This is a genomic window from Mycolicibacterium sp. XJ870, from assembly GCF_053483975.1.
The window spans coordinates 958,935-984,498 of sequence record NZ_JBEFTI010000001.1 but is presented as its reverse complement, the minus strand read 5'-3'; the positions used below and the strand labels follow the sequence as shown (position 1 = coordinate 984,498).

At 65.3% G+C, this 25,564-nt stretch carries 23 protein-coding genes, 1 tRNA gene and 1 pseudogene; 7 read left to right on the top strand and 18 right to left on the bottom strand.

Translation table 11 applies throughout. The annotated features are described in order from the left end of the window. The first annotated feature begins 13 nt into the window (after positions 1 to 13). Positions 14 to 1,228 (top strand): acyl-CoA dehydrogenase family protein, encoded by a 1,215-nt coding sequence (locus tag ABQF30_RS04980; RefSeq protein WP_448461578.1) that lies wholly within the window; start codon positions 14 to 16, stop codon positions 1,226 to 1,228. Positions 1,229 to 1,358: 130 nt separating this feature from the next. Continuing rightward, positions 1,359 to 2,462, top strand: a complete 1,104-nt coding sequence (locus ABQF30_RS04975; protein ID WP_448461576.1) for a CaiB/BaiF CoA transferase family protein — start codon at positions 1,359 to 1,361, stop codon at positions 2,460 to 2,462. A 2-nt stretch (positions 2,463 to 2,464) separates the two neighbouring features. On the opposite strand, the gene ABQF30_RS04970 is transcribed toward ABQF30_RS04975, so the two are convergent. The 10 genes from ABQF30_RS04970 to ABQF30_RS04925 form a co-directional block, all read right to left on the bottom strand. Next, complete coding sequence (locus tag ABQF30_RS04970) at positions 2,465 to 3,979, bottom strand: PucR family transcriptional regulator (RefSeq protein ID WP_448461574.1); 1,515 nt, start codon at positions 3,977 to 3,979, stop codon at positions 2,465 to 2,467. Beyond that, the gene (locus ABQF30_RS04965; RefSeq protein ID WP_448461572.1) at positions 3,951 to 4,778 is read right to left on the bottom strand and encodes a gamma-glutamyl-gamma-aminobutyrate hydrolase family protein; all 828 of its coding nucleotides are present in this window, start codon (positions 4,776 to 4,778) and stop codon (positions 3,951 to 3,953) included. The genes ABQF30_RS04970 and ABQF30_RS04965 overlap by 29 nt, the downstream gene beginning before the upstream one ends. After that, positions 4,775 to 5,488: a gamma-glutamyl-gamma-aminobutyrate hydrolase family protein gene (locus ABQF30_RS04960; RefSeq protein ID WP_448461570.1), complete on the bottom strand. Its 714-nt coding sequence runs from the start codon at positions 5,486 to 5,488 to the stop codon at positions 4,775 to 4,777. The genes ABQF30_RS04965 and ABQF30_RS04960 overlap by 4 nt, the downstream gene beginning before the upstream one ends. 1 nt (position 5,489) lies before the next feature. Beyond that, entirely contained in the window at positions 5,490 to 6,194 is a 705-nt protein-coding gene (locus tag ABQF30_RS04955) for an ABC transporter substrate-binding protein (protein WP_448461568.1), read from the bottom strand. Further along, entirely contained in the window at positions 6,191 to 7,579 is a 1,389-nt protein-coding gene (locus ABQF30_RS04950; protein ID WP_448461566.1) for a glutamine synthetase family protein, read from the bottom strand. The genes ABQF30_RS04955 and ABQF30_RS04950 overlap by 4 nt, the downstream gene beginning before the upstream one ends. Positions 7,580 to 7,602: 23 nt before the next feature. Beyond that, a complete protein-coding gene (locus tag ABQF30_RS04945; protein ID WP_448461564.1) occupies positions 7,603 to 8,826 on the bottom strand; it encodes an NAD(P)/FAD-dependent oxidoreductase in 1,224 nt (407 codons plus the stop codon). Further along, entirely contained in the window at positions 8,826 to 9,029 is a 204-nt protein-coding gene (locus ABQF30_RS04940) for a ferredoxin (protein WP_448461562.1), read from the bottom strand. Before ABQF30_RS04940 ends, ABQF30_RS04945 begins: the two co-directional genes overlap by 1 nt. 9 nt (positions 9,030 to 9,038) lie before the next feature. Beyond that, complete coding sequence (locus tag ABQF30_RS04935) at positions 9,039 to 10,241, bottom strand: cytochrome P450 (protein WP_448461560.1); 1,203 nt, start codon at positions 10,239 to 10,241, stop codon at positions 9,039 to 9,041. Positions 10,242 to 10,366: 125 nt separating this feature from the next. Next, the gene (locus tag ABQF30_RS04930; protein WP_448461558.1) at positions 10,367 to 11,098 is read right to left on the bottom strand and encodes a PDC sensor domain-containing protein; all 732 of its coding nucleotides are present in this window, start codon (positions 11,096 to 11,098) and stop codon (positions 10,367 to 10,369) included. After that, entirely contained in the window at positions 11,095 to 11,832 is a 738-nt protein-coding gene (locus tag ABQF30_RS04925; RefSeq protein WP_448461556.1) for a FadR/GntR family transcriptional regulator, read from the bottom strand. The genes ABQF30_RS04930 and ABQF30_RS04925 overlap by 4 nt, the downstream gene beginning before the upstream one ends. Before the next feature lie 154 nt (positions 11,833 to 11,986). On the opposite strand from ABQF30_RS04925, the gene ABQF30_RS04920 reads away from it, so the two are divergent. Further along, complete coding sequence (locus tag ABQF30_RS04920; RefSeq protein WP_448461554.1) at positions 11,987 to 13,513, top strand: APC family permease; 1,527 nt, start codon at positions 11,987 to 11,989, stop codon at positions 13,511 to 13,513. Positions 13,514 to 13,585: 72 nt separating this feature from the next. On the opposite strand, the gene ABQF30_RS04915 is transcribed toward ABQF30_RS04920, so the two are convergent. From ABQF30_RS04915 to ABQF30_RS04905, 3 genes and pseudogenes are all read right to left on the bottom strand, one after another. Beyond that, positions 13,586 to 14,539, bottom strand: a complete 954-nt coding sequence (locus ABQF30_RS04915; RefSeq protein WP_448461552.1) for a mechanosensitive ion channel family protein — start codon at positions 14,537 to 14,539, stop codon at positions 13,586 to 13,588. A gap of 44 nt (positions 14,540 to 14,583) precedes the next feature. Further along, positions 14,584 to 15,294: pseudogene (locus tag ABQF30_RS04910) on the bottom strand (hydroxypyruvate isomerase family protein). Positions 15,295 to 15,307: 13 nt separating this feature from the next. Continuing rightward, positions 15,308 to 16,045 carry an SDR family oxidoreductase gene (locus tag ABQF30_RS04905; protein ID WP_448461550.1) on the bottom strand — a complete coding sequence of 246 codons (738 nt, stop codon included), beginning with the start codon at positions 16,043 to 16,045 and terminating at the stop codon, positions 15,308 to 15,310. A 112-nt stretch (positions 16,046 to 16,157) separates the two neighbouring features. Between ABQF30_RS04905 and ABQF30_RS04900 the strand changes: the two genes are divergently transcribed. After that, positions 16,158 to 16,313: a hypothetical protein gene (locus tag ABQF30_RS04900; RefSeq protein WP_448461548.1), complete on the top strand. Its 156-nt coding sequence runs from the start codon at positions 16,158 to 16,160 to the stop codon at positions 16,311 to 16,313. Between the two features lie 78 nt (positions 16,314 to 16,391). On the opposite strand, the gene ABQF30_RS04895 is transcribed toward ABQF30_RS04900, so the two are convergent. Continuing rightward, complete coding sequence (locus tag ABQF30_RS04895; RefSeq protein WP_448461547.1) at positions 16,392 to 17,060, bottom strand: TetR/AcrR family transcriptional regulator; 669 nt, start codon at positions 17,058 to 17,060, stop codon at positions 16,392 to 16,394. Positions 17,061 to 17,185: 125 nt separating this feature from the next. On the opposite strand from ABQF30_RS04895, the gene ABQF30_RS04890 reads away from it, so the two are divergent. From ABQF30_RS04890 to ABQF30_RS04880, 3 genes are read left to right on the top strand one after another with little or no spacing between them, the layout of a single operon-like run. Next, positions 17,186 to 17,611, top strand: coding sequence for an MmpS family transport accessory protein (locus ABQF30_RS04890; RefSeq protein ID WP_448463460.1), 426 nt, complete (start codon positions 17,186 to 17,188; stop codon positions 17,609 to 17,611). Further along, entirely contained in the window at positions 17,608 to 20,502 is a 2,895-nt protein-coding gene (locus tag ABQF30_RS04885; protein WP_448461545.1) for an MMPL/RND family transporter, read from the top strand. Before ABQF30_RS04890 ends, ABQF30_RS04885 begins: the two co-directional genes overlap by 4 nt. Further along, complete coding sequence (locus ABQF30_RS04880) at positions 20,502 to 20,852, top strand: DUF732 domain-containing protein (RefSeq protein WP_448461543.1); 351 nt, start codon at positions 20,502 to 20,504, stop codon at positions 20,850 to 20,852. The genes ABQF30_RS04885 and ABQF30_RS04880 overlap by 1 nt, the downstream gene beginning before the upstream one ends. Before the next feature lie 63 nt (positions 20,853 to 20,915). Here the strand turns inward: ABQF30_RS04880 and ABQF30_RS04875 are convergent, their stop codons facing one another. The 4 genes from ABQF30_RS04875 to ABQF30_RS04860 all read right to left on the bottom strand — a co-directional run bounded on the left by ABQF30_RS04875 (position 20,916) and on the right by ABQF30_RS04860 (position 25,553). Continuing rightward, the gene (locus ABQF30_RS04875; RefSeq protein ID WP_448461541.1) at positions 20,916 to 22,304 is read right to left on the bottom strand and encodes an AAA family ATPase; all 1,389 of its coding nucleotides are present in this window, start codon (positions 22,302 to 22,304) and stop codon (positions 20,916 to 20,918) included. Positions 22,305 to 22,399: 95 nt separating this feature from the next. Then, positions 22,400 to 23,845 carry a DHA2 family efflux MFS transporter permease subunit gene (locus tag ABQF30_RS04870; RefSeq protein ID WP_448461539.1) on the bottom strand — a complete coding sequence of 482 codons (1,446 nt, stop codon included), beginning with the start codon at positions 23,843 to 23,845 and terminating at the stop codon, positions 22,400 to 22,402. A 165-nt stretch (positions 23,846 to 24,010) separates the two neighbouring features. After that, positions 24,011 to 24,084 (bottom strand) — tRNA-Met (locus tag ABQF30_RS04865). Between the two features lie 74 nt (positions 24,085 to 24,158). After that, positions 24,159 to 25,553 carry an FAD-binding oxidoreductase gene (locus tag ABQF30_RS04860; RefSeq protein WP_448461537.1) on the bottom strand — a complete coding sequence of 465 codons (1,395 nt, stop codon included), beginning with the start codon at positions 25,551 to 25,553 and terminating at the stop codon, positions 24,159 to 24,161. Positions 25,554 to 25,564 lie beyond the last annotated feature (11 nt).

Below are 25,564 nucleotides of genomic sequence, written 5' to 3'. Positions count from 1 at the left end.
CAAGGAGTTGACCATGACCGCAACAACAGCACCGACCACACCGGCCAAGAAGGACACCTACGCGCCGCTGGAGTTGTTCGACACCGACCGGCTGCTCGACGACGACGAACGCGACATTGCCGCCACAGTACGCAAATTCGTCGACACCCAACTCAAGCCGAACGTCGAGCAGTGGTTCGAATCAGCGACGCTGCCAAAAGAACTCGGCAGGGAGTTCGGCAAGCTCGGCGTCCTCGGCATGCATCTGGACGGCTACGGCTGCGCGGGCACCAACGCCGTCAGCTACGGCCTGGCCTGTATGGAACTCGAAGCCGGTGACAGCGGGTTCCGCAGTTTCGTGTCGGTGCAGGGCTCGCTGTCGATGTTCTCGATCCACCGCTACGGATCCGAGGAGCAGAAGAACGAATGGCTGCCGCGACTGGCGACCGGCGACGCGATCGGCTGCTTCGGCCTGACCGAACCCGACTTCGGCTCCAACCCCGCCGGCATGCGCACCCGCGCAAAGCGCTCCGGCGCCGGAGAAAACGCAGACTGGGTGCTCAACGGCACCAAGATGTGGATCACCAACGGCAACTTCGCCGACGTGGCGACCGTCTGGGCGCAGACCGACGACGGCATCCGCGGCTTCCTGGTGCCGACCGACACACCGGGCTTCACCGCCAACGAGATTCACCGCAAGCTCTCGCTGCGGGCTTCGGTGACCTCCGAACTGGTGCTCGACAATGTCCGGCTGCCCGCCTCGGCGCAGTTGCCACTGGCTGAGGGCCTGGGCGCACCGCTGTCCTGCCTCAACGAGGCTCGGTTCGGCATCGTGTTCGGTTCGCTCGGCGCTGCTCGCGACAGCCTGGAGACGACGATCGCGTACGCGCAGTCGCGCGAGGTGTTCGACCGGCCTCTGTCGAGTTTCCAGCTCTCCCAGGAGAAGCTGGCCAACATGACCGTCGAGCTAGGCAAGGGCATGCTGCTGGCGATCCACCTGGGCCGCATCAAGGACGCCGAGGGTGTGCGCCCCGAGCAGGTTTCGTTGGGCAAACTCAACAATGTCCGCGAGGCCATCGCGATCGCCCGCGAATGCAGAACCATGTTGGGTGGCAGTGGAATCACGTTGGAGTACTCGCCCCTGCGCCACGCCAACAACCTGGAATCCGTGCTGACCTATGAGGGCACGTCCGAGATGCATCTGCTGTCCATCGGCAAGGCGCTGACCGGTCAGGCCGCGTTCCGCTGATGAGCGCTTGCGCGAAGAACAGAACGCACTGATGAGCGCTTGCGCGAAGAACAGAACGCACTGATGAGCGCTTGCGCGAAGAAGAGAGCGCACTGATGAGCGCACAGATCCGAACGAAGCGGGATCGCGCATGAACGGGGCCGCACTGGACGGCATCGTCGTGGTGGATTTCAGCCGGGTGCTCGCCGGGCCGTACGCGACCATGATGCTCGGCGACTTCGGCGCCGAGGTCATCAAAGTCGAGCGCCCCGGCACTGGCGATGACACCCGGCAGTGGGGACCGCCCTACGATTCCGCCGGCGTGGCAACATATTTCAACGCGGTCAACCGCAACAAGCGCTCCGTCGTGCTGGATCTGACCGATCCCACCGACACGCAGCGCGCCCGCGAGCTGGTCCGCGGGGCCGACATCGTGGTGGAGAACTTCCGGCCGGGCACCATGGAGAAGCTCGGGCTCGGGTACGACGACCTGCGCGCGATCCGTCCCGACATCATCTATTGCTCGATCACCGGCTTCGGCCGCGACGGCGGCGCTGACCTGCCCGGATATGATCTGCTGGTGCAGGCCGTCGGTGGCTTGATGAGCGTGACCGGCACCGAACCGGGCGATCCCACCAAAGCCGGTGTGGCACTGGTCGATGTGCTGGCCGGTCTTCATGCATCGAGCGGAATCCTCGCCGCACTGAACCACCGAACCCGTACCGGCGAGGGACAACGCGTCGATACCAACCTCCTGTCGGTCCTGTTGTCGTCCATGGTGAATCAGGCATCGGGCTACCTGGGAGCCGGCGCGGTGCCGCAGATCATGGGCAACCGTCACCCCAGCATCGCGCCCTACCAGACCTTCGACACCGCCGACCGTCCCATCGCGATCGCGGTCGGAAACGACAAGCAGTTCCGCGCTTTCGTCAACGCTCTGGGCAAGCCGGAGCTAGCCGACGATCCACGGTTCGCATCGAATCCACAGCGGGTGGCCAACCGGGATGCACTGTGCGCTGTGCTCGAAACCGAGCTGAAGACCGACGGTGCCGACCACTGGTACACCGCACTCACGGCGGTCGGTGTGCCTGCCGGCCCGATCAACGATCTGGCCGAGGCATTCGCATTCGCGCGCCGGCTCGGGATCGAGGCGGAGGTGTCAGTGCCCGGGTCGCCCACCCCGCAAGTGGCGAATCCGGTGACAATGTCGGCAACCCCGGTCACCTATCGAAGTGGGCCGCCTCAGCTCGGGTAGCCCTATCCAGGTCGTCGGCCCGACAGTAGTCTTCGGGCTTTGAGTGCCAGCCACAGTTGCGTCCGGCTGTCTGCTGACTGCAGGTCGTCGCCCAACACCTCGCTGATACGACGCAAGCGGTTGCGCATCGTGTGGCGGTGAACCCCCAGATCAGCTGCAGCGGCTTCGACCTGACCATTGCGCCGCAGAAATGCCTCGAGAGTGTCGACCGATTCGTCGTCCACCAAGGGATCGACCGGGTCGGCGAGGACCCTGAGTTCGGCGCTACTTCGGCCGCCGAGAAGTACTCCGTAGGCGCCTAATTCGCTGAACTCGGTGAATCCCCCACTGGACCGTGCCGCGAGACGGGCCTGTTCCAGGCCCACCGCGATATCTCCGATCCGGATGGGGAGGCTGGCTCCGCCGCCCGGCTTGAGCTCGTACTCAGAGATCACGGCGAGAAGTCGACTCCGGCTTCCAGCCTCCGGCAGGACGATCACGAGTTCGTCGCCGATCGGCGCCATCAGGAAGGTGCTCAGCAGACGACCGATGGCTTGTTCAGCCGCCAATACCGGGCCCACGTTGTTGAACACCACCACGACGACTTCGCTCTCGGGTTCAAAGCCGAAGTAGCGCAACACCGCGCTGTCCACTGTGCCGGAGCCGCACAATATTTCACGTGTCACCGCGGTGCGCAACAACTGCTCGGCGTCGCTGACCCGCTCCGGCTTCTCGATGGCGATCGAGATCAGGGACACCGCATGCGCGACGAGCAGGCGGTCCGAGTTGGACATCGGCCCAACCGTCCGCACCACAAGCCGGCCACGGACCGGCTGGGCGGCCCGCAGGTTCTGGATCGTCACAAAGGCGTCGCCGTCGGCGGTCACGTAACCGCCGTGCCGACGGCCTGGTGCAACCGAGTCCGACAACACCCCGATCAGCCGGTCCCGTTCGGGGCCACCCGTCGCCAACACGGTGTTGTCGGTATCGACAACGACGACGGACGCCGACAAGCAGTCGGCGAGTGCACTCACGACACCAGGGATACCGCCCCGCAGCGTCGCCCTGGCCAGGACCTCCTGTTGATCGACCACGCGCTGCACCGATCGGAGTTCGTCGGCCTTGAGGGCATCGACCACCACCCGTGCAATCGCGATGAACGGCGTCGAGGCAGGCACCTTCAGCACCGGCATCCCGGTTTCATCGCCGGCGGCACGGACGCCGGCTGGCACGTCGGCGAATGTGGTGCCGGTGTCGACGGCCAGTGCAGCCGTACCCGCCACCGCCAGCCGGCCGATGTACGTGGATTGCGCCGCGGCGTCGGCACCGATGTTGATGCCTGTCGTCATCACGAGCTCGCCCCCGGCCAGATACGGGGTGGGGTCGGCGAGCTCGATGGCGTGCGCCCAGGCGATTTCGCGGTCGGCGGCCTGCACTCCAGCCACCAACGACAGGCCCAAACTCTCCACCTGAGCCAAGCCCCGCGCAGTGATCGCCACAGGAGCAGTCTTACTCGCGCAGTGCCGCCGTGGCCACATTCTGCCGGCGGGCCTGCTCCGCGGCCGCGACAAACGCACCGAACAATCGCATTCGGTCAGCCTCCGGCCCGTATTCGTCCTCGGGGTGCCATTGCACGCCGAGGTAGAAGCGCTCCGGGTCCTCGATGCCTTCGACGATGCCATCCAACGCCCGGGCAGCGACCACAAGCCCGTCACCGACGCGGTCGACCGCCTGGTGATGGCCGGATCGGCCGACGACCCGCTCGGTGTCCAGAATCGACGCGAGCCGGGTGCCCGGCATGATGTCGATCGGTTCGTCGACGAACTCCGGTTCCCCAGGCGCGCCGTGGTGCAGCTTGTAGTCGACGATGTCGGGAATGATGCTGCCGCCTCGGGCCACGTTGAGAAGCTGCGAGCCCCGGCAGATGCCGAAGACCGGCCGATCGGCGGCTTCGGCGGCGGCGATGGCGATGAACGCGTCGCGGTCGGCGCGCGCGTCGACACCGTAGGCCTTCGGGTTGGGCGTGCTCACGCCGTAGCAGGAGCCGTCGATGTCACCACCCCCGAGCAACAGCAACCCGTCGAACTCGCCTGCGGCAGAGGGCTTATCGAGTGCATCTGTGGTATCCCACAGTTCGTACGATGCACCGAGTCCATTCAACGTGGTCAACGCGACCCGGGTGAACCGCCTGATCAGTGCGACGTCCGCAGCACTGATGTCCGGAAAGTTGAGCGAGGCCAGGACACAGACATGCGCCCGGGGCGTTTCCGGCATCGACAGATCCGGGATCACGTCCTCGCGGCGCACCCGGTCTTCGGCGGGCTCGACGATCGTCACTGAGATTCCTTTCGTTTACGGGCTCGATCCACCAGATCGGCGAACAGTGCGGCGTCGGTGTCCGATGTGGCGTGCCGGTCCTCCGGGTGCCACTGGACGGCGACGATGTCGGAGCGCCGATGCTCGGCGGCCTCGATGATGCCGTCGGTGGCGACGGCGGTGACCGTCAAGCCGGCGGCGAGCCGGTCGAGAGCTTGATGATGATAGGACGACACCGCGATGCTCTCGCGGCCCACAATGGCGTGCAGCCGCGAGCCGCTCACCACCGTGACATCGTGAATCGCGTTGTGGTGCGGGATGTTCGTCTCGTACACATGTTGAGTGAGGGTGCCGCCGAGCGCGACGTTGAGCACCTGCATACCCCGGCAGATCGCGAGGGTCGGCATGTCGAGTTCGATGACCGCTCGGGTGACGCCGAGGTCGAATTCGTCTTGAAACGCCACCGTGTCGCGCGTCTGCGGTGCGGATGCCTGTCCGTAGCGGCAGGGTTCGATGTCAGCACCGCCCGGAAGTAGCACGCCGTCGAAACCCACCAAGCGGTCCGGCAATTCGGCCACCGGATCGGCAGCGGGGCCGTGCAGGACGACCGGCTCGCCGCCTGCCGACCACACAGCTTCGCAGATGGCTTCGGCGGCCAGGGTTGCCGAGAAGCGCAGGATCGGCACTTGAGCGGCCCGGCGGCCGACCACGGCCACGAGCGGTCTGCTCACCTCAATCCCCGAACGGGTAGTCGAGCGTCGGCAGCCATTCCTTCCACACATCGCGCAGACGGCCCGACTCGATGAGGCGGAGGAGCGCGGCATCGAGCTCGGACAGCGTGTCGGGCCGGTCCTTGGCCACCGCGATCCCCCACTTGTTGGCGGTCTGCACGGTGAAGGCGAGTTCGTAGTCGGGGTGCGTGGCGCCGAGCGGGACGAATACGACGTCATCATCGACAACGGCGTCGACGTCTTTGGCGAGCAACGCGGCCAGCATGTCGGCATACACGTCGTCGGAACCCGGTCCGAAAGCCACCGGCACTGCGCCGCTGAAGGTTTCGACGAGCGCCATGTTCGTGCTGTTCTCGATCGCGGCAACCTTACGGCCCACCAGGTCATCGGGGCCATGGATGCCGGCGCCGCGCCGAACGAGCACACCCTCGTGGAAGATGGCGTAGGGCCGGGTGAAGTCGACCTGGGCCAACCGGTCGGCGGTGATGCCCTGTCCGCACAGCACCGCGTCGGCATCGCCGCGCTGCACTGCGGGGATCATGTCGACCCACGGCACTCGGACCCACTCGACCGGTCGGCCGAGTTCGGCACCCAGAGCCTCGGCCACGCCGGGTTCGTAGCCCTTGCGGCCTTCCTCAGGTGTCCACAGCGAAAACAGCGGCGGCGCTTCGGCGTCGAGGCAGGCGAGCCTCAGTGTGGCCCTCACGGCGTGTCATCCCAGTACATATCGCGCTCCCAATCAGTGACGTATCCACAGAATCGAGCCCACTCATCGGCATGGAAGTCGATGAGCAGTTCCGACAACTTCGGTCCGAACGCTTGCGTCAGCACCTCGTCCGCACGGAACGCGTCAATCGCCTCGCCCAGCGTCAACGGCAATGCCGGGAATCGCGTGTCCTGCGGGGTGTCGTAGGACGAGCCCTGTGTCGGCTGCCCCGGGTCGATCGCGTTCTTCATGCCGTCCTCGCACGCCGCGAGGATCACCGCGTGCGACAAGTAGGGGTTCACGCTCGCGTCGGGCAGCTTGTACTCGAGGCGCCCGTTGGCCGACAGCCGGACCGTGCAGGTCTTGTTGTCCAAACCCCAGTTGATCCGCGACGGCGCGAATTGTCCTGCGTCCCAATACCGCTTGTAGGAGTTGACGGTAGAGCCATTGACGAGCATGGCCCCGGCCGTATGTGCCAGCAGCCCACCGAGTGCGTGCTGCCCGACCTCGGACAGGTGCAGTTCGGTGATTCCCGGGTCGACGAGGACGTTCACGTCGTCGTCGCGCCACAAGCTGAGGTTGTGGTGGCAGCCGTTGCCCATCATCCCGGTGGCCGGTTTGGGCATGAAGCTCGCGTGGATGCCGAGTTCGCGCGCCACCTGCTTGCAGATCTGGCGGTAGGTGGTGAGCCGGTCGGCGGTGAGATCGGCGCGGTCGTACATGAAGTTGAGCTCGACCTGGAACTCGTCCTCGTAGTCGCCTTCGATCATGTCCAGCCCGAGCGCCTGCGCGTACTCGATCACCTTCTTGACGATCGGCCGGTTCCGTTCGAGGTGCTCGATGTGGTAGGCCGGGCTCGATCCGGGCCGGAAGCTTGCTTCCAGACCCTCACCCTGCCAGGTCATTTCCGGCTCACAGCCGGTGCGCAATTCCAGGCCGGTCCGGTCGATGAACGCGGTGTGCATGCGCCGCAACAACCCTCGGGTGTCGCAAGCGAATTCCGCACCGGCACCCTCGGTGAGGTGGTCCGGTTCGTAGAGCCGGCAGAACACCCGGGCGAAGCTGGTGTCCCACGGGAGAACCGCGAAGGTCTCCAGATCCGGGACGGCGGTGTACTCGGGGGCATTCACCCCGCCGGCCAGCAGCACACCCTCGCGAGTGCCCTGCAGATTGGCGACGGCGGTCTGGTGCTGTTGCACCCCTTTGACGGCCAGGCGTTCGAAGTGCCGGGCCGGTGCCACCTTGCCGACGACGCGGCCGGTGATGGTGATCGCTTGGAAATACACGAATTCCACACCGCGGTCGGCGATTGTCTCCAAGGCCGTGGCGAGGTCAGGACTGGTGGAGTTCGCTTGACGATGCGAGTCCAGTGGTGTCGTAGTCATCAGGTCACCTCTTTGTTGGAGTGTTATGCCGTCACGTCGACGGCGGTGAAAGCTTCACGGAGCACGCGGCACCGTGCGGGGCTGAGGTTGACGGCGACCGTCCCGACGTGCCGATCGTCACGGTGGTACGTCGCGAGGACGCCGTCAGTCAGGTGGTCGAGAGTGCCTTCTGCGAACCGGATTTCGTCGGCGAGGCCGGGTGAGCCGTAACTCTGCAGACGCAGGTCGAGCTGGTCGCTCCAGAACGCCGGAACCGGCGCGAAGGGCGTGGTGCCGCCGGGCTCGCCGGCAAGCCGTCGCGACAGTGTTGCCGCGGCCCGTTTCGCGGTGTCGCTCGGTATCGACCAGTGTTCGACACGGCGCGCAACGTCGTCGAAAAGTGGATTGGGAAAGCGCGCGAGGTCGCCGACCGCGACGGCATCGAGCGCGCCGACGACGGTCAGGTCATTGTCGGTCAGTACCCCGTCGGACAGGTCGAGCCCCTGGCCGTCAAGCCATTCGACGTTGCACACGGATCCGACGGCTTCGACCACTACATCGGCAGCCAGATCGTTCCCCGTGCCGAGCACCACGCCGGTGACGGCGTCGTCCCCGGTGAACGCGGCGACCCCGGTGCCGATGACGAAGTCGATGCCCTTGGCGGTGTGGTGGCGCTGGATCGCGGTGGCCAGGTCGGTGCCGAGAACGCGCTGCATCGGCGGACCGGCCGGTTCGACGACAGTGACGTGGTGTCCCAGTGCCCTCAACGTCCCGGCCACCTCACAGCCGATGAAGCCGCCGCCGACCACGACCACGCAGCTGTGGGGCTGCAGCGCGTTGCGCAGCCCGAGGCAGTCTTCGACGGTGCGCAGCACGTGGCGGCCCCGCTCAGGGCCGGACACCGTGAGACGGCGCGGCCGCAGACCGGTGGCGACGACGAGCCCGTCGTAGGACACCGTCGCACCGGAATCAACGGTGACAGTGTGGGCGTCGAGATCGACGGCCCGGACATACGTGCCGAAGCGGAAGTCGACGTCGGCCACGCTCGCCCGGCGCCGGAAGGCAAGCCGTCCGGCCAGATTCGCCGGCCCGGCCGAATCAGGATTGGAGAGCGCCTCTTTCGAGAGCGGCGGGCGGTTGTACGGGAAGTGCCGTTCGGCGGAGAACACCGTGATCGCCCCGGTGTGGCCTTGTGCGCGCAGTTGCTCGGCCGACCGCAGGCCCGCCAGCGAGCCGCCTACGACGGCGACGTGCCGCGGGGTGGACATCAGTCCTCGATGAGGATGGCCTGGGCCGGGCAGACATCCGCGGCTTCTTCGACGTAGTCTCGCTCCGATTCATCAGGACTGCCGTTGAATTCGAGCTTTCCGTCGTCGTTCATGGTGAAAACGGCGGGGGCGGCGATGGCGCACTGACCATGGTCCTGGCAGAGCGAGAGATCGACGGTGACACGCATGGGAAGTCCTTTCATGCAGTTCGGTCAGGGGGCCGGCGTGAAGCCGATGGGAAGGCGGATCGGGCCGGTGTTGCCCGAGTCGGGCAGCCATGTCGAACCAGGCAGTTCGTAAGGCTCGCGCAACCGGCGGGCCAGCAGGGGCAGGGCCTCACTCATGTCCGAGCGGGCCACGAAGTGACCGAGGCAGTGGTGCGCGCCGCCGCCGAAACCGAAGTGCGGCTTGCGCTCAGCGGTGATGTCGAATCCCGGCTCGAACACCCGCGGATCCGTGCCTGCCGACTCGCTGTAGAGGTGGACCGTGGTGCCGGCCGTGAGCATGACGCCTTCGTACTCGAAGTCCTCCAGCACTTCGCGGGTCACCCACCGCACGGTCGGGTTGACCCGCATGACCTCCTCGACGGCCTTGCCGCCGAGGTCGGGTCGCTGCGCCAGCAGCCGCCATTGGTCGAGGTTGGCCATGAAGGTCTGCATCGCCAGGCCGAGCTGGTTGCGGGTGGTGTCGAATCCGCCGAAGATCAACAGCACCATCGCATCTCGCAGCTCGGTATCACTCAGCCTGCCGTCTTCGGGACGCGAGGCGTTGACCAATGCGGTGACGAAGTCGTCGCGCGGGTTCTTCTGGCGATCGGCGATGAGGTCGTCGCAGTAGGTGTAGAGCCGCTGCAGCGCGGCCTCGATCTTGGGCAGATCCTCGCGCAGCGTCACGCCGAGGGCCAGCCCGATCGTCACCGATTCGCCTGCGATGATCCGCCACTCGTCTTCGGGGATGCCGAGCATGATGGCGATGACCCGCGCGGCATACGGTTCGGCGAACTCGCCGACGAATTCGCAGCGGTCCCGCTCGGCGAAGTTGTCGATGAGCTCGTTGGCCAGGGCCTGAAACCGCGGCACCAGTCCGCCGATGAGCTTGGGTGAAAAGGCGGGGTTCATGAGCCGGCGCAGCCGGTGGTGCTGTTCACCCTCTTTGTTGAGGATCCAGCTCGCGAACCAGTCGGCGAACGGCCCCTCGGTCACACCGTTGTGGGCCGGCCAGGCGACGCTGCCCTGCCTCAGCTTCGGGTGCTTGAGCAGCCGGCTGACCTGCTCGTAGCGCAGCACGGCGATGCCATACGGGGTGGTGGCGTACCAGTTGCGCTCGCGGGCCTCGTGTACCTCGGCGGAGGTGATCGAGAACGCCGGGTCGGCGACGTCGAACACGGGGACCGGGCCGAGGGTGGTGGACGACATCGGTGACAACCTCCGAGATCTCGGGACCGAATGGTCACTAAATACTCTAGAAGTAGATTCTTAATGTCAATAGGTGATCGCGAGTTGGCTGTTAATTGCCCGTTACGAAGAGTTCACCGTCGGTTTCAGGCGCGATCCGGCCAGGCGATCGCCAGCACCCAGCCGATACCCAGCGGCATCTCGGCGACCTCGCGGAATACCGCGGGATCGGTGGCCGGGCCGGGGGCGGGCATGGCGGGAAGCCGCGAGCCCACAATCCATCGCGGCGTGTTCGCGGCGATGACCCTGCGCTCGGTGCTGACGACGACGGCGTCCTCGCCGGTCTGGCGCAGCACTTCGAGCAGCTTGCGTTCGACGTCGCCGACCACCAGATCGGCACCCGCCACGCCGAGGAAGGTTCCGTCATCGGAAACGATCGGGATCGTGGCGGTGATCGTGTACATGTCCGACCCGCTGTAGTCCACGTAGGGGCCGTAGGCCACCCGAGCCTGACCGCGCAGCGCCAGCTGATACCAGTCCATCTGGAGGTAGTCGTAGACGTCGACGCTTGTCGGGTCGAAGTTCAGGCGTAGGCGGGCCACTCGATCGTCGCGACGCTGCCACCAGGCCAGATAGCGTTCCCTGCCTTCGACGACGAACGGAGCCGCGATGAAACCCATCCCCCACACGCCGCGCTCGAGTTGGAGCAGTTCGGCGAGCATGCGCTGGAGTCCACTGAAGTGGGCCTCGGTGAGTGCGGCGCGGGGCGGCCTGCTGCGAAGCACCACTTCGGCAATGCGGCCGAGGAGCTCATAGATCGGCTCCAAGGGCTGCGAGGCCTGCTCGGCGAGGCGGTGTGCCAGCGTGTCATCGGTCATGCGTCGGATTCCTGAGTTGAAAGGTCCAGGTGAACCTGGGTCAGGCGCGGAAGTTGGCCCATCACATGATCTTCGGCGAGCCGACGAGCTTCCTGCGGATTCTCGGCAGCCACCGCCGCAGCGATGGCGTGCAACTGTTCGACGTAGGCCGCGACCTCCACCGGCGGGCCGATGGGCAGCCAGATGAGACCGGCGACCTCGGCTTGCAGATTGGCCTCGCGACGGGCCAACCGCGCTGATTGAGACGCGACGGCGACTTCGATGTGGAACCGGCTGTCCGCGCGGATCCGGTCACCCAAGGTCGGCGCCGAGTCGAGTTGATCGGTCAGGGCGAACAACCGCCGCACTACGTAGGGCGCGGCCCGCTCGGCGGCCAGTCGCGCCGCCTGGCCGGCAATCGCGGTGTGTTCGTCGAACAGATCGCGCAGGTCAGAAGCGCTCATCGCGGACAGCCGCGCGGCCAGCTGGTCGACGGGCGGACCTGCGGGCCGTCGGACGAACGAACCGCCGCTGCGCCCCCGGCGAGTCTCGACCAACTCTTGTTCGCGCAGGGTGGCCAGCGCCTCCCGCACCGTCATCGGCGCCACACCGAACTGCGCTGCGAGGTCGACCTCGACCGGCAAGCGCTCGTTGTCCTCGAGCAATCCCAGGTGGATCGCCTCTGTGATTCGCTGCACAATCTCGTCGGCACGGCCCATCGGGCCTTCCGGTGCGACAAGAGGCGACAGCGACACCCGCGCCTCCTTTGCCCGTGGGATGGTTTCCTCGTCGGCAATCTACCCCAATCCGAACGAATTCTGCCGTTCCGGTTGCCGGTTAAACAATAGGACTGTAGTTTTTCGCACTACTTCACTATCAGTGACCTTGATCACCCAGGAAAGCAGGGCGATGACAACCTCCAGCCCAGAACGCCCCGATTCGGCGCGTCATGACCTCTCTGACCAATCAGACGACGCGCATCTGCACGCACTCGGCTACAAGTCGGAGTTCAAGCGCGACATGAGCCCGTGGGCGAACTTCTCGCTCGGCTTCACCTATCTGTCGCCGGTCGTCGGCGTCTACACACTGTTTGCGTTCGCGCTGGCCACGGGCGGCCCACCGATGATCTGGAGCTTCCTCATCGTCGGCGTGGGGCAGTTGCTCGTCGCACTGGTCTTCAGTGAGGTCGTGGCGCAGTTCCCAGTCGCCGGCGGTGTGTATCCGTGGGCGCGGCGACTCTGGGGTCGTCGATACGCCTGGATGACCGGCTGGGTGTATCTGGTCGCATTGCTGGTCACCATCGCCTCCGTGGTCTACGGCGCCGGCCCGTTCATCGCGGCGACATTCGGATTCGACGCGACGGTGAACAACACGATCGCCTTCGCCCTCGCACTGCTCGCGCTCGCCACTGCCATCAACTTCATGGGCACGAAAGTCCTTGCCAAGGCTGCCATTATCGGCTTCACCGCCGAGATCATCGGCGCACTCGTGGTCGGGATCTGGCTGCTGGTCGCACACCGCCACCACAACCTCGGGGTGTTGTTCGACAGCTTCGGCGCGGGCGGCGACGGTACCTACATGTGGGCCTTCGCCGCCGCCGCACTGATCGGTGTCTTTCAGTACTACGGCTTCGAGGCATGCGGCGACGTTGCCGAGGAGGTTCGCGATCCGGGCCGCCTCATCCCCAAGGCCATGCGCCGCACGATCTACATCGGCGGCGCCGCGGCGACCTTCGTGTGCCTGGCCCTCGTGCTTGCGGTGGCCGACATCCCCGCCGTCATCGCCGGCGAGGACACCGATCCGGTGAGCACCGTCCTCAACGAGGCCTTCGGTCCGGTTGGATCCAAGGTCATCCTGGTCATCGTCCTGATCTCGTTCCTGTCCTGTGCCATGAGCCTGCAGGCTGCGGCGAGCCGGCTGGCCTACTCCTACGGCCGCGACGGGATGATCATGGGCAGCTCGCTGCTCAAGAAGTTCTCGCCCACCCGCCACGTCCCGCCGTATGCGCTGCTGCTGGCGGCACTGGTGCCAGCTGTGATCGTCATCGGATCCAAGGTGTCCACCGACGCCATCACCAAGATCATCAGCTTCGCTTCCTTCGGCATCTACCTCGGATTCCAGATGGTCGTCCTCGCGGCACTGCGGGCACGACTCAAGGGCTGGGTGCCCAGCGGCAAGTACTCCCTTGGCAAGTGGGGCATGGGCGTGAACATCGCGGCGCTGGTCTACGGCGTCATCGCGATGATCAACATGGCCTGGCCACGCACCCCTGATGCCGCGTGGTTCGACAACTGGATCGTCGCATTGTCGGCCGCCGTCGTCGTGGGAATCGGATTGGTATACATGGCGATTCACCCCCTGCACGACCGCAGCACCGCCCCCTACAGCGACGCGGTTCCGCAGCAGGCGGAGGCGAAGAAGGTGCCGACGGGCTAGGCCGCATCACGTCCGCGAATGAGAATGGCCCCGGAGTGCGCTCCGGGGCCATTTCTCGAGATGCGCTGTGGGTCAGCTACCGACGACGGCGTGGATGCGTCCGTTGGGGTACGGCAGGTCGATGCCGTGCTCGTCATAGGCACGCAGAACCTCGCGCCGGAGCTTGCGCTGCACCGCCCATTGCGCATTGGGCTTCGTCTTCAAAGTCATCCGCAACTTGAGAAGGTCCGGCGACAACTCCTGAACGCCGAGCATCTCGGGTTCACCCAGCACCTTGTCCGCCAACGGCGGTTCGGCGATGGCGGCTTCAGCTGCCTCGAGCGCGACCTCCTCGGCACGATCGATGTCAGCGGTCAACGCGACAGGCACCTCGATCCGCGCGACGGCGTATTCCTGACTCATGTTGCCGACACGGGCGATCTCGCCGTTGCGGACGTACCAGAGTGTGCCGTCGATATCCCGGACCGTCGTGATCCGCAAGCCCACGCTCTGCACCTCACCGACCGCGTCACCGAGGTCGACGTTGTCTCCCACCCCGTATTGGTCCTCCAGCAGCATGAACACTCCGGTGACGAAATCACGCACCAAGTTCTGCGCGCCGAAGCCGATGGCGAGCCCGACCACCCCCGCAGAGGCGATGAACGGCGCAATGTTGACTCCCAGCACACTGAGGACGGTCAAGACGACCCACACCAGCAGGACGATCGACACCGTCGACTTGAGGACCGATCCGATGGTCTGGGCCCGCTGCTGGCGTCGTACCGCGATCTGCTGACTGCTTGCTGCGGTCGGCACCCGGTCCCGAAGGTGGCGCAACAACGGCGGCTTGGACTTCGCCTGCGTCTTCTGGTCGTTGTCCTTGGGCACCTTGCGAGGTCGACCAGTGGTGGCCCGGTCGATCATCCGGTGCAGCACGTACCGCGCCACCAGGGCGACCACGATGTACGCGGCGATCCGCACAGGTACCTCGACGAGCCAGTGCCGGTTGGTATCGGTCCATTCGAAAGCCAATGCGTAGACATCCATGTGTCCGACCGTACGGAATGCACATATGCATTCAAGAGGCTGTTTCAGCTCCAGGGACTATCGCCGCGCCGCGACTGCGGCAACCAGCTGAACGGATCTGAGCTGCCGGCAAAGTACTCCAGGCCGACATGACCGCGATAGCCACGGCTTTTCAAAAGTCCGAGATGTCCAGCGAAATCAATACTGCCTGTGCCAGGTTCGCCGCGGCCCGCAGCATCTGCATTCTGAACATGCCCGATCTGGTCAATGCGGTCGATCATCGCAGCGAGGTCCTCGCCGTTGACGTAAAGGTGGTGGAGGTCGGCGAGCAGCCGTAGGCAGGCCACACCCGTCTCGTCTTGCACGCGATCGATCACCGCGATTGCATCAGCAGCCGTTTCAACGGGTGAGCGGCGATGCCACTGAGCGGTTCGATGAGGATCGTCGCGCCGAGGTGGTCGGCCGAGCGGCCGGCGTGCGCGAGGTTCTCGACTGCGACGTCGTCTTGGCGGTGTGGGTCGAGACCTTCGGGACGGTTGCCGTACAGCGCGTTGAATGCCTTGGTGCCCAACCGCTCTGCGATCGCGACCGCGACATCGACGTTCTCGCAGAACATTTGGCGCCGGGTCGGATCCGATAGCAGCCCTCGCTCACCTGCGGCCATGTCTCCAGAACTCGATCGCTTCGAAGCCGGCGTCACGCGCTGCTTGAGGACGCTGCAACACCGGCAGTTCGGTGAACAACATCGAGCAGTTGACGACGTAGCGCTCAGTCATGTTGCCCTCCGCGTCAGCCGCGACCGAAGTACGGCATTTCCCGGGCCATCACGGTCAGCGACGGGACCGACACGTCGAGCGGCAGATCGACCAGATGCGCCACGGCCCGCGCGACATGCCCGACGTCGAAAGTCGGCTCAGCGGCGAGACTTCCGTCAGCTTGCAGCGTCTGATGACTGAAGCCCGCCGTCATACTGGTGGCGGCGTTGCCGATGTCGATCTGCGTCACGCAGATGTCAATGTCGCGCAGATCCAACAACATTGACGCAGTCAATCCGCTGATCGCATGCTTTGTGACGGTGTAGGCCAGGCTGTTGGGACGGGGACGGTGCGCCGACAGCGAACCGTTGTTGATGATCCGACCGCCCCTCGGCACCTGGGAGGCCATGATTCGGGTGGCCTCACGGGCACAGAACACTGCTCCGTCGACATTCGTACGCCAGGTGTTGTGCCACTGCTCGTCATCGATCTCGGCGACCGACGCAGACGGCCCGAACACGCCTGCGTTGTTGAAAAGTACGTCGACGCGGCCGAACGTCGATACTGCGTCGGTGAACAGAGCGCGCACCGAGTCGACATCAGTGACGTCGGTCGCCACGACGCGGGCATTCGGTCGGTTGTCCGCCGTCTCAGCCAGAGGTTCAGACCTGCGTCCGGCCATCACCACGTGGTGGCCGGCCTCCAACAGAACTCGCGCCGTCGCACGGCCTATGCCACTACCGGCTCCGGTGATGACCACGACTTTTTGCACGAACCGATTGTCCTACCCGGACTGCGAGCGTGGCAGCGCGTTTGGAATTTACGGATGTGGGAATTCTTCCTGGCGCCAGTTCTGTAAGTCCAACCTACGGATCGGATAGACCATGATCGTGCTCGGCATCATCCTCCTGTTGATCGGCTACTTCACCGGTATGTCGATCCTCTACACCATCGGCGGAATCCTCGTGGTGATCGGCATTGTGCTGTGGGTGCTTGGCGCAGTCGGCCGCCCCGTCGGCGGTCGAAAAGTCTGGTTCTAGCCACGACGCGTAGAAATCAGCCCCAGGAGAGGTTCTCCTGGGGCTGATTTCGCTTGTTCGAGGGCGGACGCCCTCCCGTTACGTGGTGGGACAACCTGCGGGGTGCCACCCATGCATCGCCGCGTCCATTTGTCCTTCTTCGAGTGCGTCGACCTGCAGGCGCTCCTGCCCCTCGTGATGACGCATGCCTTCCAGCAGAAGTGCGACGTAGCGGCGCCACAGTTCAGGCTTGACATGTCCGGCCCATTCGCTGACGGTGCCTGCCAACAGACCCAAGATCGGCATGTCCGTGTGTTCAACGTCAGGCCTCAGGTACCCGTCATCGCGCGCCCGCTCAACAAGTTTCGAGATCGACGGAACGAGACGCAACCGCGAAGACTCGACCCCGCATCCGCCATAGGCCTTGCTGTAGACCATCTCCCGCAGACCCCGGTCGGTCGCGGTCAGTTCGCAGAGCTGCTCGACGAACCACACGAACCCATTCCACGAATCCTCGTTCTGCAGCGCGGATTCCGCGAGCGCGACGACCTGATCGATGCCGTCTTCGAAGATCGCGTCGAGCAGCTCCTCCTTCGTGGCGAATCGCCGGTACACCGTGCCCACACCGACGTTGGCGTGATGCGCCACATCATTGAGCGTCGCCTCGAGCCCTTTCTCGGCGAACAGTTCCCGCGCGGCGTCGAGCACGCGCTGCCGGTTCCGCTCTGCGTCCTTGCGCAATCCGCGGCGGGGTTCGTCGGCGGTCATGACTGCCAGTTTAGGTGATGAGCGTCATAAGTGGATTGACTTCATCCACTTATTCCGTTTAGGTTGCCTAGCTAACACGTCCCGTTCCGGCCGGCCGCGGACTCATATGGAAAGGCTTGACAGCCGTGATCTCGATGCTCAAACGCGTCTGGTTGCCCGTCCTGATGGTCGTCGCGGTAGCGGTCGGTGTGCTCAGCGTGGCCCACCTGCGCTCGGTGTTCGGCTCCCAAGGGGCAGTGGTGACATCCGTGGACTCCGACACTGCAGAGAAGTTCAATCCCAAGGTCGTGGTCTACGAGGTCTTCGGAACAGGGTCCACCGCGGTCATCAACTACACCGATCTCGACGGCCTGCCGCAGCGGACGGGCGAGGTCAGCCTGCCGTGGTCGCTGCGGCTGGAGACGACGATCCCGTCCGTCATGCCGAACCTCCTCGCACAGGGCGACGGCCAATCCATCAGCTGCCGAGTCACCGTCGATGACGAGGTGAAGGACGAAAGGACGGCCGAGGGCGTGAATCCCGCGACGTATTGCTTGGTGAAGGCCGCATGACAATCGTTGACGACGCTCCGACCGACGCCATCCCGCCGGCCCGACACATCAAACGTGCTCGCCTGCCACGATTTATCCGGGCCTTCGCCATACCGATCGTGCTGGCGTGGATAGCCATCGTCGCAATCCTCAACACGACCGTGCCGCAGCTCGAAGACGTGGGCAAGATGCGCGCGGTGTCGATGAGTCCGAACGATGCGCCGTCATTGATCGCAACGAAGCACGTCGGCAAGGTGTTCGGTGAGTACGACACCAGCAGCTCGGTGATGATCGTGCTTGAGGGCGACAATCCGTTGGGCGCCGAAGCCCACGCGTTCTATGACGAGATCGTCCGAAAGCTGCGCGCCGACACCACACACGTGCAGCACGTCCAGGACTTCTGGGGCGACACCTTGACCGCGGCGGGCGCCCAAAGTGCCGACGGCAAAGCCTCTTACGTGCAGGTGTACATCGCCGGCGACCAGGGTGAGACGCTGGCCAACGAATCGGTCGAGGCGGTGCGCGAGATCGCGGGCGGAACCCCGGCACCGGCCGGCGTCAAGGCGTACGTGACGGGGCCCGCCGCGACGACGACGGACCAGAACGAGGTCGGCGACGCCAGCATGAAGTTGATCGAGGGGCTCACGTTCGCGGTCATCACCGTGATGCTGCTCGTGGTCTACCGATCTGTCGTCACAGTGCTGATCACGCTCGGCATGGTGGTGATCGGCCTGCTCTCGGCCCGCGGCATCGTCGCATTCCTCGGCTACAACAACGTATTCGGGCTCACGACGTTCTCGACCAACATGGTGGTGACGCTGGCGATCGCTGCCGCCACGGACTACGCGATCTTCCTGATAGGCCGCTACCAGGAAGCACGACGTTCCGGCGAAGACCGAGAGTCCGCTTACTACACCATGTTCCACGGCACGGCACATGTCGTGCTGGCCTCGGGCCTCACCATTGCCGGCGCGACACTCTGCCTGCACTTCACGCGCCTCCCGTACTTCCAGACCATGGGAATCCCGCTGGCCGTGGGGATGACGATCGTCGTCGCCGCAGCCCTCACCCTCGGGCCCGCGGTCATCTCACTGGTCACCCGCTTCGGCCGGGTGCTGGAGCCCAAGCGCATGGACCGCTCACGCGGCTGGCGCCGTGTCGGTGCGGCAACCGTGCGCTGGCCAGGTGCGGTGCTGATCGGGGCCATCGTGGCGGCGCTGGTCGGCCTGTTGACCCTGCCCGGTTACCACACGACCTACAACGACCGCATCTATCTGCCGGATGACGTGGCGGCCAATGTCGGCTACGCGGCCGCCGACCGGCACTTCTCCGACGCCAAGATGAATCCCGAACTGGTGATGGTGGAGTCGGATCACGACCTGCGCAACTCGGCCGACTTCCTGGTGATCGACAAGATCGCCAAGGCGATGGCCCGCGTGCACGGCATCGCGTCGGTGAACACGATCACGCGACCCGACGGCAAGCCCATCGAGCACGCGTCCCTGGCCTACACGCTCAGTCAAAGCGGCGCAGGCCAACTCATGAACAACGATTACCAGCAGACCGTCCTGGAGAACACACTCAAGCAGGCCGACGACATACAGATCAGCATCGACTCGATGGAGAAGATGCACAGCATCACGCTGGAACTGGCCGACGTCACGAGACGGATGGCCGACAAGATGGATTCGACGTCACAGAATCTCGACGAGGTACGTGATCATCTCGCCGATTTCGACGATCAGTTCCGCCCGCTGCGCAATTACTTCTATTGGGAACCGCACTGCTTCGACATCCCGATGTGCCATTCGCTGCGGTCGATCTTCGACGCGCTGGACGGCATCGGCACGATGTCCGACGATTTCGCGGAGATCGTCCCGGATCTGCATCGCATGGCAGAGCTGACGCCCCAGATGGCGGCCGTGTTGCCGGCACAGATCCAGACGATGAAGAACCAGAAACAGATGCTGCTCAACCAGTATCAGGCGCAGAAGGCCCAGCAGGACCAGAACATGGCGCTGCAGGAGAACTCCATGGCGATGGGGCAGGCGTTCGATGCGGCCCGCAACGACGAGTTGTTCTATCTGCCGCCCGAGGCGTTCGGGACCGCCGACTTCCAGCGAGGCCTGAAACTGTTCATGTCGCCTGACGGTCGTGCCGTCCGGTTCACCGTGTTTCATCAGGGCGATCCCCTGAGTGAGCAAGGCACCGCACACATCGACCCGCTTCGTATCGCGGCGGTCGACGCGATCAAAGGCACGCCGCTGGAGGGCTCGACGGTCTACATCGGTGGCAGTGCCGCGATGTACAAGGACATGCAGCAGGGCGCGGATTACGACCTTCTGATCGCCGCGGTCGCCGCGCTGATCCTGATCTTCCTGATCATGGTGGTGCTCACCCGCGCCATCGCGGCCGCGGCAGTCATCGTCGGGACCGTGGTGCTGAGTCTCGGTGCGTCCTTCGGCCTTTCGGTCCTGCTGTGGCAGCACCTCATCGGGATTCCGCTGCACTGGATGGTGTTGCCGATGTCGGTCATCGTGTTGCTCGCCGTGGGCGCCGACTACAACCTGCTCCTGGTTTCCCGGATGAAGGAGGAGATCCACGCCGGGCTCAATACCGGGATCATCCGGTCGATGGCCGGTACGGGATCCGTCGTCACCGCCGCCGGACTGGTTTTCGCGTTCACGATGATCGCCATGTCGGTCAGCGACCTGATCGTCATCGGCCAGGTCGGCACCACGATCGGCCTCGGGTTGTTGTTCGACACCCTGGTGGTGCGGTCGCTCATGACACCGTCGTTGGCCGCGTTGCTCGGACGCTGGTTCTGGTGGCCACAGCGCGTGCGTCCACGACCGGTCCCCCAACCCTGGCCGAAGCCGATCCAGCGGGACCCCCAGGAGGCGCTGGTCTGATGAAGCGTGCACTGATCGCTCTGATGTTCTGCACGGCAAGCAGTCTGGCCGTCGCGGCGCCGGCATACGCCGATCCGGACACCGACTTCGTCAGGGAGCTACACACCTACGGGATCTACGGCCCGAAGGATTACAACGCCTGGATCGGCAAGCTGGCGTGCAAGCGGATGTATCAGGGTGTGGACACCAGCGCGCAGGAGTCGGCGAAGTTCGTGTCCGATCAGCTGGACCGGGACAACAGCACCGCGCAGGACTGGCAGTTCCTGGGCGCGGCGATCAACTACTACTGCCCGGAGAAACGAGTGTTGTTGGAACAGGTGGCAGCTCATGCAGTTCCACGCCGAGAGTGAACATTTTGGCGAGATTCCTGCCTCATGTAGCCATCAAGTTCACGTTCGACGCCTGAACCTGGACTACAGATACATCCCTGCCGGAACCGTGGCCCGGTAGCGCCCGCTGCCCACCTCGGCCAGCAGGGTCGCAGTGCTGATGTTTCCGTCGTCGCCGGCGAGGACGGCCCGGCGCACAACTTCGCGAATGTCACTGCCGCTGGTGTTCTCCGGCAGCGCGGCAACCACCGCGGCCGCGTCGACATTCTCCCCACCGGGCAGGCCTGCGATGAGTGCGGCCAAGATGCGGACCGCCGAGACGTGGTTCGGGTAACCGACTTCGACGATGGAATCAAAGCGCCCGGTGCGGATCGCTGCCTTGTCCAAAGTCGCGGCATCATTGGTGGAGGCGAGCGTGAGGATGCGGGCTTCCGGCTGGATATCCATGGCCTGCAACAGTTCCGACAGACCCGAATCTCCGGTGGCGCGGTCCTGGCACCACAGGTCGACGTCCTCCAACACGAGTAACACCGGACCGCCCAGTCGCTGGGCCTCTTCGACGACGGCGGTGAGCAGGGCCGCCCCGGCCTTGGCTTCGACGTAGATCACGGTGAATTCACCGACGACGGCCCGGGCCACCACCGCGCTCACTGCCGACTTGCCCGTGCCGGGCGGACCGCACAGCAGCACACCGCGCCTCGCGCCGAGGCCGTGTGCGTTGAGCATGTCGTAACGGTCGCGCACCGCAGTGATCCCGAGATCCACCTCGTTCCACACGTCGTCGGACACGATGACATTCTCACGGGTCGCCGTGGACGGCAGATCGATGACGGAAAGGCTCAATCCCTGGTTGTAGGTGGCGCGCACCGCCCGGCCCCGGTACGGGTTGAGCGTGTTGGCCCGCTCGGCCAGCCGATCCAGCACGGTGCGGGCATGTCCTTGATGGTCCGGTGTTACGTAGGCGCTCACCTCGGCGTATTGCATGACGCTCTCGCGGGCCTCGATGTAGATGACACATCCAGCGTCGTCGAGCAGAGTCCCGGTAGGGAAGTACACACGCAGGCACATCGGATGACGGAAGCGTTGACCGCCGATATCGGTCTGGGTCCACTTCGGCGGGTTGGTGTACTCACCCGGACCGATCTCGCAGTCATCTGCGTACTCGTCGATCCACTGCGCCAACGCGACCGCAATGGTCAAGCGTGACACCGGGTTCAGCGGGCGTTCCTCGTCGAGCAGGTGCCCGCAGTCTGCAACACCCAGGCACCGGGCAGTGAATCGCTCTGCGGTTTCACCGCTTTCGCTCTCGGCGACACCGACCAGCAGTTCGCCGAGGGCACGCAGCGCCGGCCGGACGCCACCGTCCAGGCCATCCAGCCATCCGGTCAGGTCCGTGATCGGGTTCCGGTGTGCGTCAACGCCGCCGGTGCGTCCGGCGGTCGTCGCGGTCATGTCGGTGTCGGTGAGAGTCATCAGTTCGTGGTTTGTTCGTGGGCGAGGCAAGTCGACCAGACTCGCACTGCGACAGGCATGAGGTCAAGTACTTTTGCTGCCCGGCTTGGAGACCCTCAGTGCGTCGGCGTACCACCCGCGGGGCACGGCCGGGGCGCGGTGAAGAACGACACGACGACGGCGGCCACGCCGATCACCGCCGCGACCATGAAGGCGGCATGCACGCCGGGCAGATCCGGGGCCCCGCCCGACTGGGACGCCTTGGTCATGACCATCACGAACAACGCGGTACCCGCCGCTCCCGCGACCTGTTGCAGCGTCGTCATGATGGCGCTGCCATGCGAGTAGAGCCGGTCAGGCAGGACGGCGAGCGCGTCGGTCATCAACGGCGTGAACATCATTGACAGCCCCACCATCATAATCGTCTGCAGGACAACAAGTTCCCAGATGGGGGACGCCGCCGACAGCAGCGTGAAGCCCCACAGCGACGCGCAGAGCATCACCGATCCCGGCACAACGAGCCGCCGGGCACCGTGTCGGTCATAGGCGCGCCCGACGATCGGGCCGGCCAGCCCCATCAGTACACCGCCTGGCAAGCTTGTCAATCCGGCGGCCAACGCGCTCTGCCCCAGCACGTCCTGGACATACAGCGGCACCATGATGATCGCGCCGAACAGTCCCATGAAGCCGACCACCACGAGGGTCAGCGACACCGAGAACCGTCGATAGGCGAACGGCCGCAGGTCCAGGAACGCGCGGTCGCGTCGCTGCAACTGCACCTGCCGCGCACCGAACAGAACCATCGCCACCGCGCCGACAATCATCGGCACCCATGCGGGTACGCCCTGTCCGCCGTGACTTGACTCACCCAGCCGTGTGAGCCCGAACACCAAGCCCGCGAACGCGATCGCCGACAGCGGCACCGAGACGGAATCGATCGGCGTCGGCTCCTGCCGTTCGTCATCGACGTGCAGCCACCGGAGGCCGGCCGCCAGCGCAACGAGCGCAATGGGCAGCACGATCCAGAACATCCACCGCCAATTGAGCGAGCCCAGGATGAAACCCGACAGCGTCGGCCCGATCGCCGGGGCGACGGCGATGACGATCGAAATGGTGCCCATCATCTGCCCGCGCCGCTCGGCCGGGACCAACCTCATCACCGTCGTCATCAGCAACGGCACCATGACGGCGGTACCGCACGCCTGCACGATCCGGCCGGCCAGCAGGACAGCGAAGCCCGGCGCCAGTGCGGCCACCAGCGTGCCCACGCAGAAGAATCCCATCGACGCCAGGTAGATGCTGCGCACCGGAAAGCGCTGCAACAGAGAGCCGGACATCGGGATCACCACGGCCATCGTCAGCAGGAAGCCACTGGTGAGCCATTGCGCCGTACTCGCGGCGATGTCGAGGTCGACGATCAGAGCAGGCAGCGCGACGCTCATGATCGTCTCGTTGAGGATCATCACGAACGCCGAGCCGACCAACAGCGCGATGATCACATTGGCGCTGGCCTGGGGACGCTGAAGCGTCGCGGTCTCCCCCGTGGTCGGGCCCGTGGTCATTGCCTCTCCTATGTCTCCCCCGACGTCGTTCGTGCAGCCCTCCAGGGTAGGTGTGAAACCTTAGGGCAGAAAATCAATTTCTCCGGGCCCGACGTTCCCCGACCCTGTTCACTGCGCCATAGAAAATGGCCCCCGGAGAGAATCTCCGAGAGCCATTTTCGTTAGTAGCGGGGACAGGATTCGAACCTGCGACCTCTGGGTTATGAGCCCAGCGAGCTACCGAGCTGCTCCACCCCGCGTTGGTAAATACAAGGTTACCGGGGCGGGTGTACTGCTCCAAATCGGGTGCTCAGAGCTGGTTTTTACCCAGAAATCACCCCATAAACCGCACCACCTGGCCGCACCGGAACACCCCGGCCGGGTCGTAGCGGTCGGCGAGCGCGGCCAGCCAGTGGCGGGTGTCCTCGTCGTAGAGGCGCGCGGCGCGGCCCGCGTCATCCGACGGCGCGAAGTTGGGCAGCTGCCCGCCGGTGGACCAGGGCGCCAGGGCGTCGATGAGCGCCGCGGCCTGGCCGCGAACCGCGTCGGCCACGGGTGGCGCGGGGACCCCGAGGATGGTGACCGCATAGGCGGCCTCGCGGTGGCAGAAAGCACTGCGGTGACGTGGCTCACGTGTAAGGGCGCCACCGAGCATTCTCACTTCCACGATGGTCTGCACTGATCCCGAATCCGGCCCTGCCACGTCGAGGAGGGCCTCTACGGCGCCGGGTGGAAACTCGCGCAGCAGAGTCTGGTGTTCGTGGATCGGCATGGGTTCCACTGGGTCGGCGTGCACTGAACCGATGGCGGCATAGGGCTGCACGGCAACGGTGTCCAGGATCGGCGCTGCTGCCGCGCGCATGGGCTCCAGGAGCCGCGTGGCTCGCGCGAAATCACCAGTGGCGGTGTAACGCACCGCGACCGTCAACCGCCCGGCCAGCGGCTTGGGCACGCCCGGCAACGGCGGCAACTGCTGCAGGGCGATCGACGTGTTGACCGAGTCCGGCAGACCGGCCGACCACTGACTCCACACGCTGAGCACCGCCTCGGCCTCGGCGCCGTCGAAATACACTGCTCCGCCAAAGAATTCCGGAATCGGCAACAGATCGATCTCGACGGCAGTCACAATGCCGAGCGTCGACTTACCGCCCCGCAGACCCCAGTACAACTCCGCGTTCTCCTCGGGCGTCGCGCGTAGCAATTCCCCTGCCCCGGTGACCAACTCGAACGACCGCACGTAGTCCGACGACAACCCCACCGTACGAACCAGAGGCCCGATCCCGCATCCCGTGAGAAATCCGACCACCCCGACGTTGGGCGACGACCCGCACAGCGCGGCCAGACCGTGCGGCGCGGCAGCGTCGAGCACGTGCTGCCACTTGGCGCCGGCCGCCACTCGCGCGGTGCGGGTAGGCGGATCGACTGTGCAGCTGATCATTCCGGATGTAACGACAAGGATGGTGTCGCGGGTGACAGCCAGGGCGCCGTGGCCGGTTGCCTGCACAGCCACCCGCAGGCCGCGGGCGGCGGCGAAGCGCACGGTGTTGGCGATGTCGTAGGCCGAGGTCGCCAGGACAACCGCGGCCGGCTCGACGGCAGCAGCCAAATTCCAGGGGGAGGCTCGCTCGTAGCCGGCTTCACCGGGCAACGCGACGGGGGCCACAACATGGGCGCGTAGTCCGTCGAGCGCGTCGGAAAGTCCGTCATGCGGAAGGTCGGTCAGGGTCATGGGGTGTCCTC

What these genes read in the sequence shown, in the direction of transcription:
- ABQF30_RS04980 (WP_448461578.1), top strand. Translation starts at nt 14, where the DNA reads ATGACCGCAACAACAGCACCGACCACACCGGCCAAGAAGGACACCTAC.
- ABQF30_RS04975 (WP_448461576.1), top strand. Translation starts at nt 1,359, where the DNA reads ATGAACGGGGCCGCACTGGACGGCATCGTCGTGGTGGATTTCAGCCGG.
- ABQF30_RS04970 (WP_448461574.1), bottom strand. Translation starts at nt 3,979, where the DNA reads ATGTGGCCACGGCGGCACTGCGCGAGTAAGACTGCTCCTGTGGCGATC.
- ABQF30_RS04950 (WP_448461566.1), bottom strand. Translation starts at nt 7,579, where the DNA reads ATGACTACGACACCACTGGACTCGCATCGTCAAGCGAACTCCACCAGT.
- ABQF30_RS04945 (WP_448461564.1), bottom strand. Translation starts at nt 8,826, where the DNA reads ATGTCCACCCCGCGGCACGTCGCCGTCGTAGGCGGCTCGCTGGCGGGC.
- ABQF30_RS04940 (WP_448461562.1), bottom strand. Translation starts at nt 9,029, where the DNA reads ATGAAAGGACTTCCCATGCGTGTCACCGTCGATCTCTCGCTCTGCCAG.
- ABQF30_RS04935 (WP_448461560.1), bottom strand. Translation starts at nt 10,241, where the DNA reads ATGTCGTCCACCACCCTCGGCCCGGTCCCCGTGTTCGACGTCGCCGAC.
- ABQF30_RS04930 (WP_448461558.1), bottom strand. Translation starts at nt 11,098, where the DNA reads ATGACCGATGACACGCTGGCACACCGCCTCGCCGAGCAGGCCTCGCAG.
- ABQF30_RS04920 (WP_448461554.1), top strand. Translation starts at nt 11,987, where the DNA reads ATGACAACCTCCAGCCCAGAACGCCCCGATTCGGCGCGTCATGACCTC.
- ABQF30_RS04915 (WP_448461552.1), bottom strand. Translation starts at nt 14,539, where the DNA reads ATGGATGTCTACGCATTGGCTTTCGAATGGACCGATACCAACCGGCAC.
- ABQF30_RS04900 (WP_448461548.1), top strand. Translation starts at nt 16,158, where the DNA reads ATGATCGTGCTCGGCATCATCCTCCTGTTGATCGGCTACTTCACCGGT.
- ABQF30_RS04895 (WP_448461547.1), bottom strand. Translation starts at nt 17,060, where the DNA reads ATGACCGCCGACGAACCCCGCCGCGGATTGCGCAAGGACGCAGAGCGG.
- ABQF30_RS04885 (WP_448461545.1), top strand. Translation starts at nt 17,608, where the DNA reads ATGACAATCGTTGACGACGCTCCGACCGACGCCATCCCGCCGGCCCGA.
- ABQF30_RS04880 (WP_448461543.1), top strand. Translation starts at nt 20,502, where the DNA reads ATGAAGCGTGCACTGATCGCTCTGATGTTCTGCACGGCAAGCAGTCTG.
- ABQF30_RS04875 (WP_448461541.1), bottom strand. Translation starts at nt 22,304, where the DNA reads ATGACTCTCACCGACACCGACATGACCGCGACGACCGCCGGACGCACC.
- ABQF30_RS04870 (WP_448461539.1), bottom strand. Translation starts at nt 23,845, where the DNA reads ATGACCACGGGCCCGACCACGGGGGAGACCGCGACGCTTCAGCGTCCC.
- ABQF30_RS04860 (WP_448461537.1), bottom strand. Translation starts at nt 25,553, where the DNA reads ATGACCCTGACCGACCTTCCGCATGACGGACTTTCCGACGCGCTCGAC.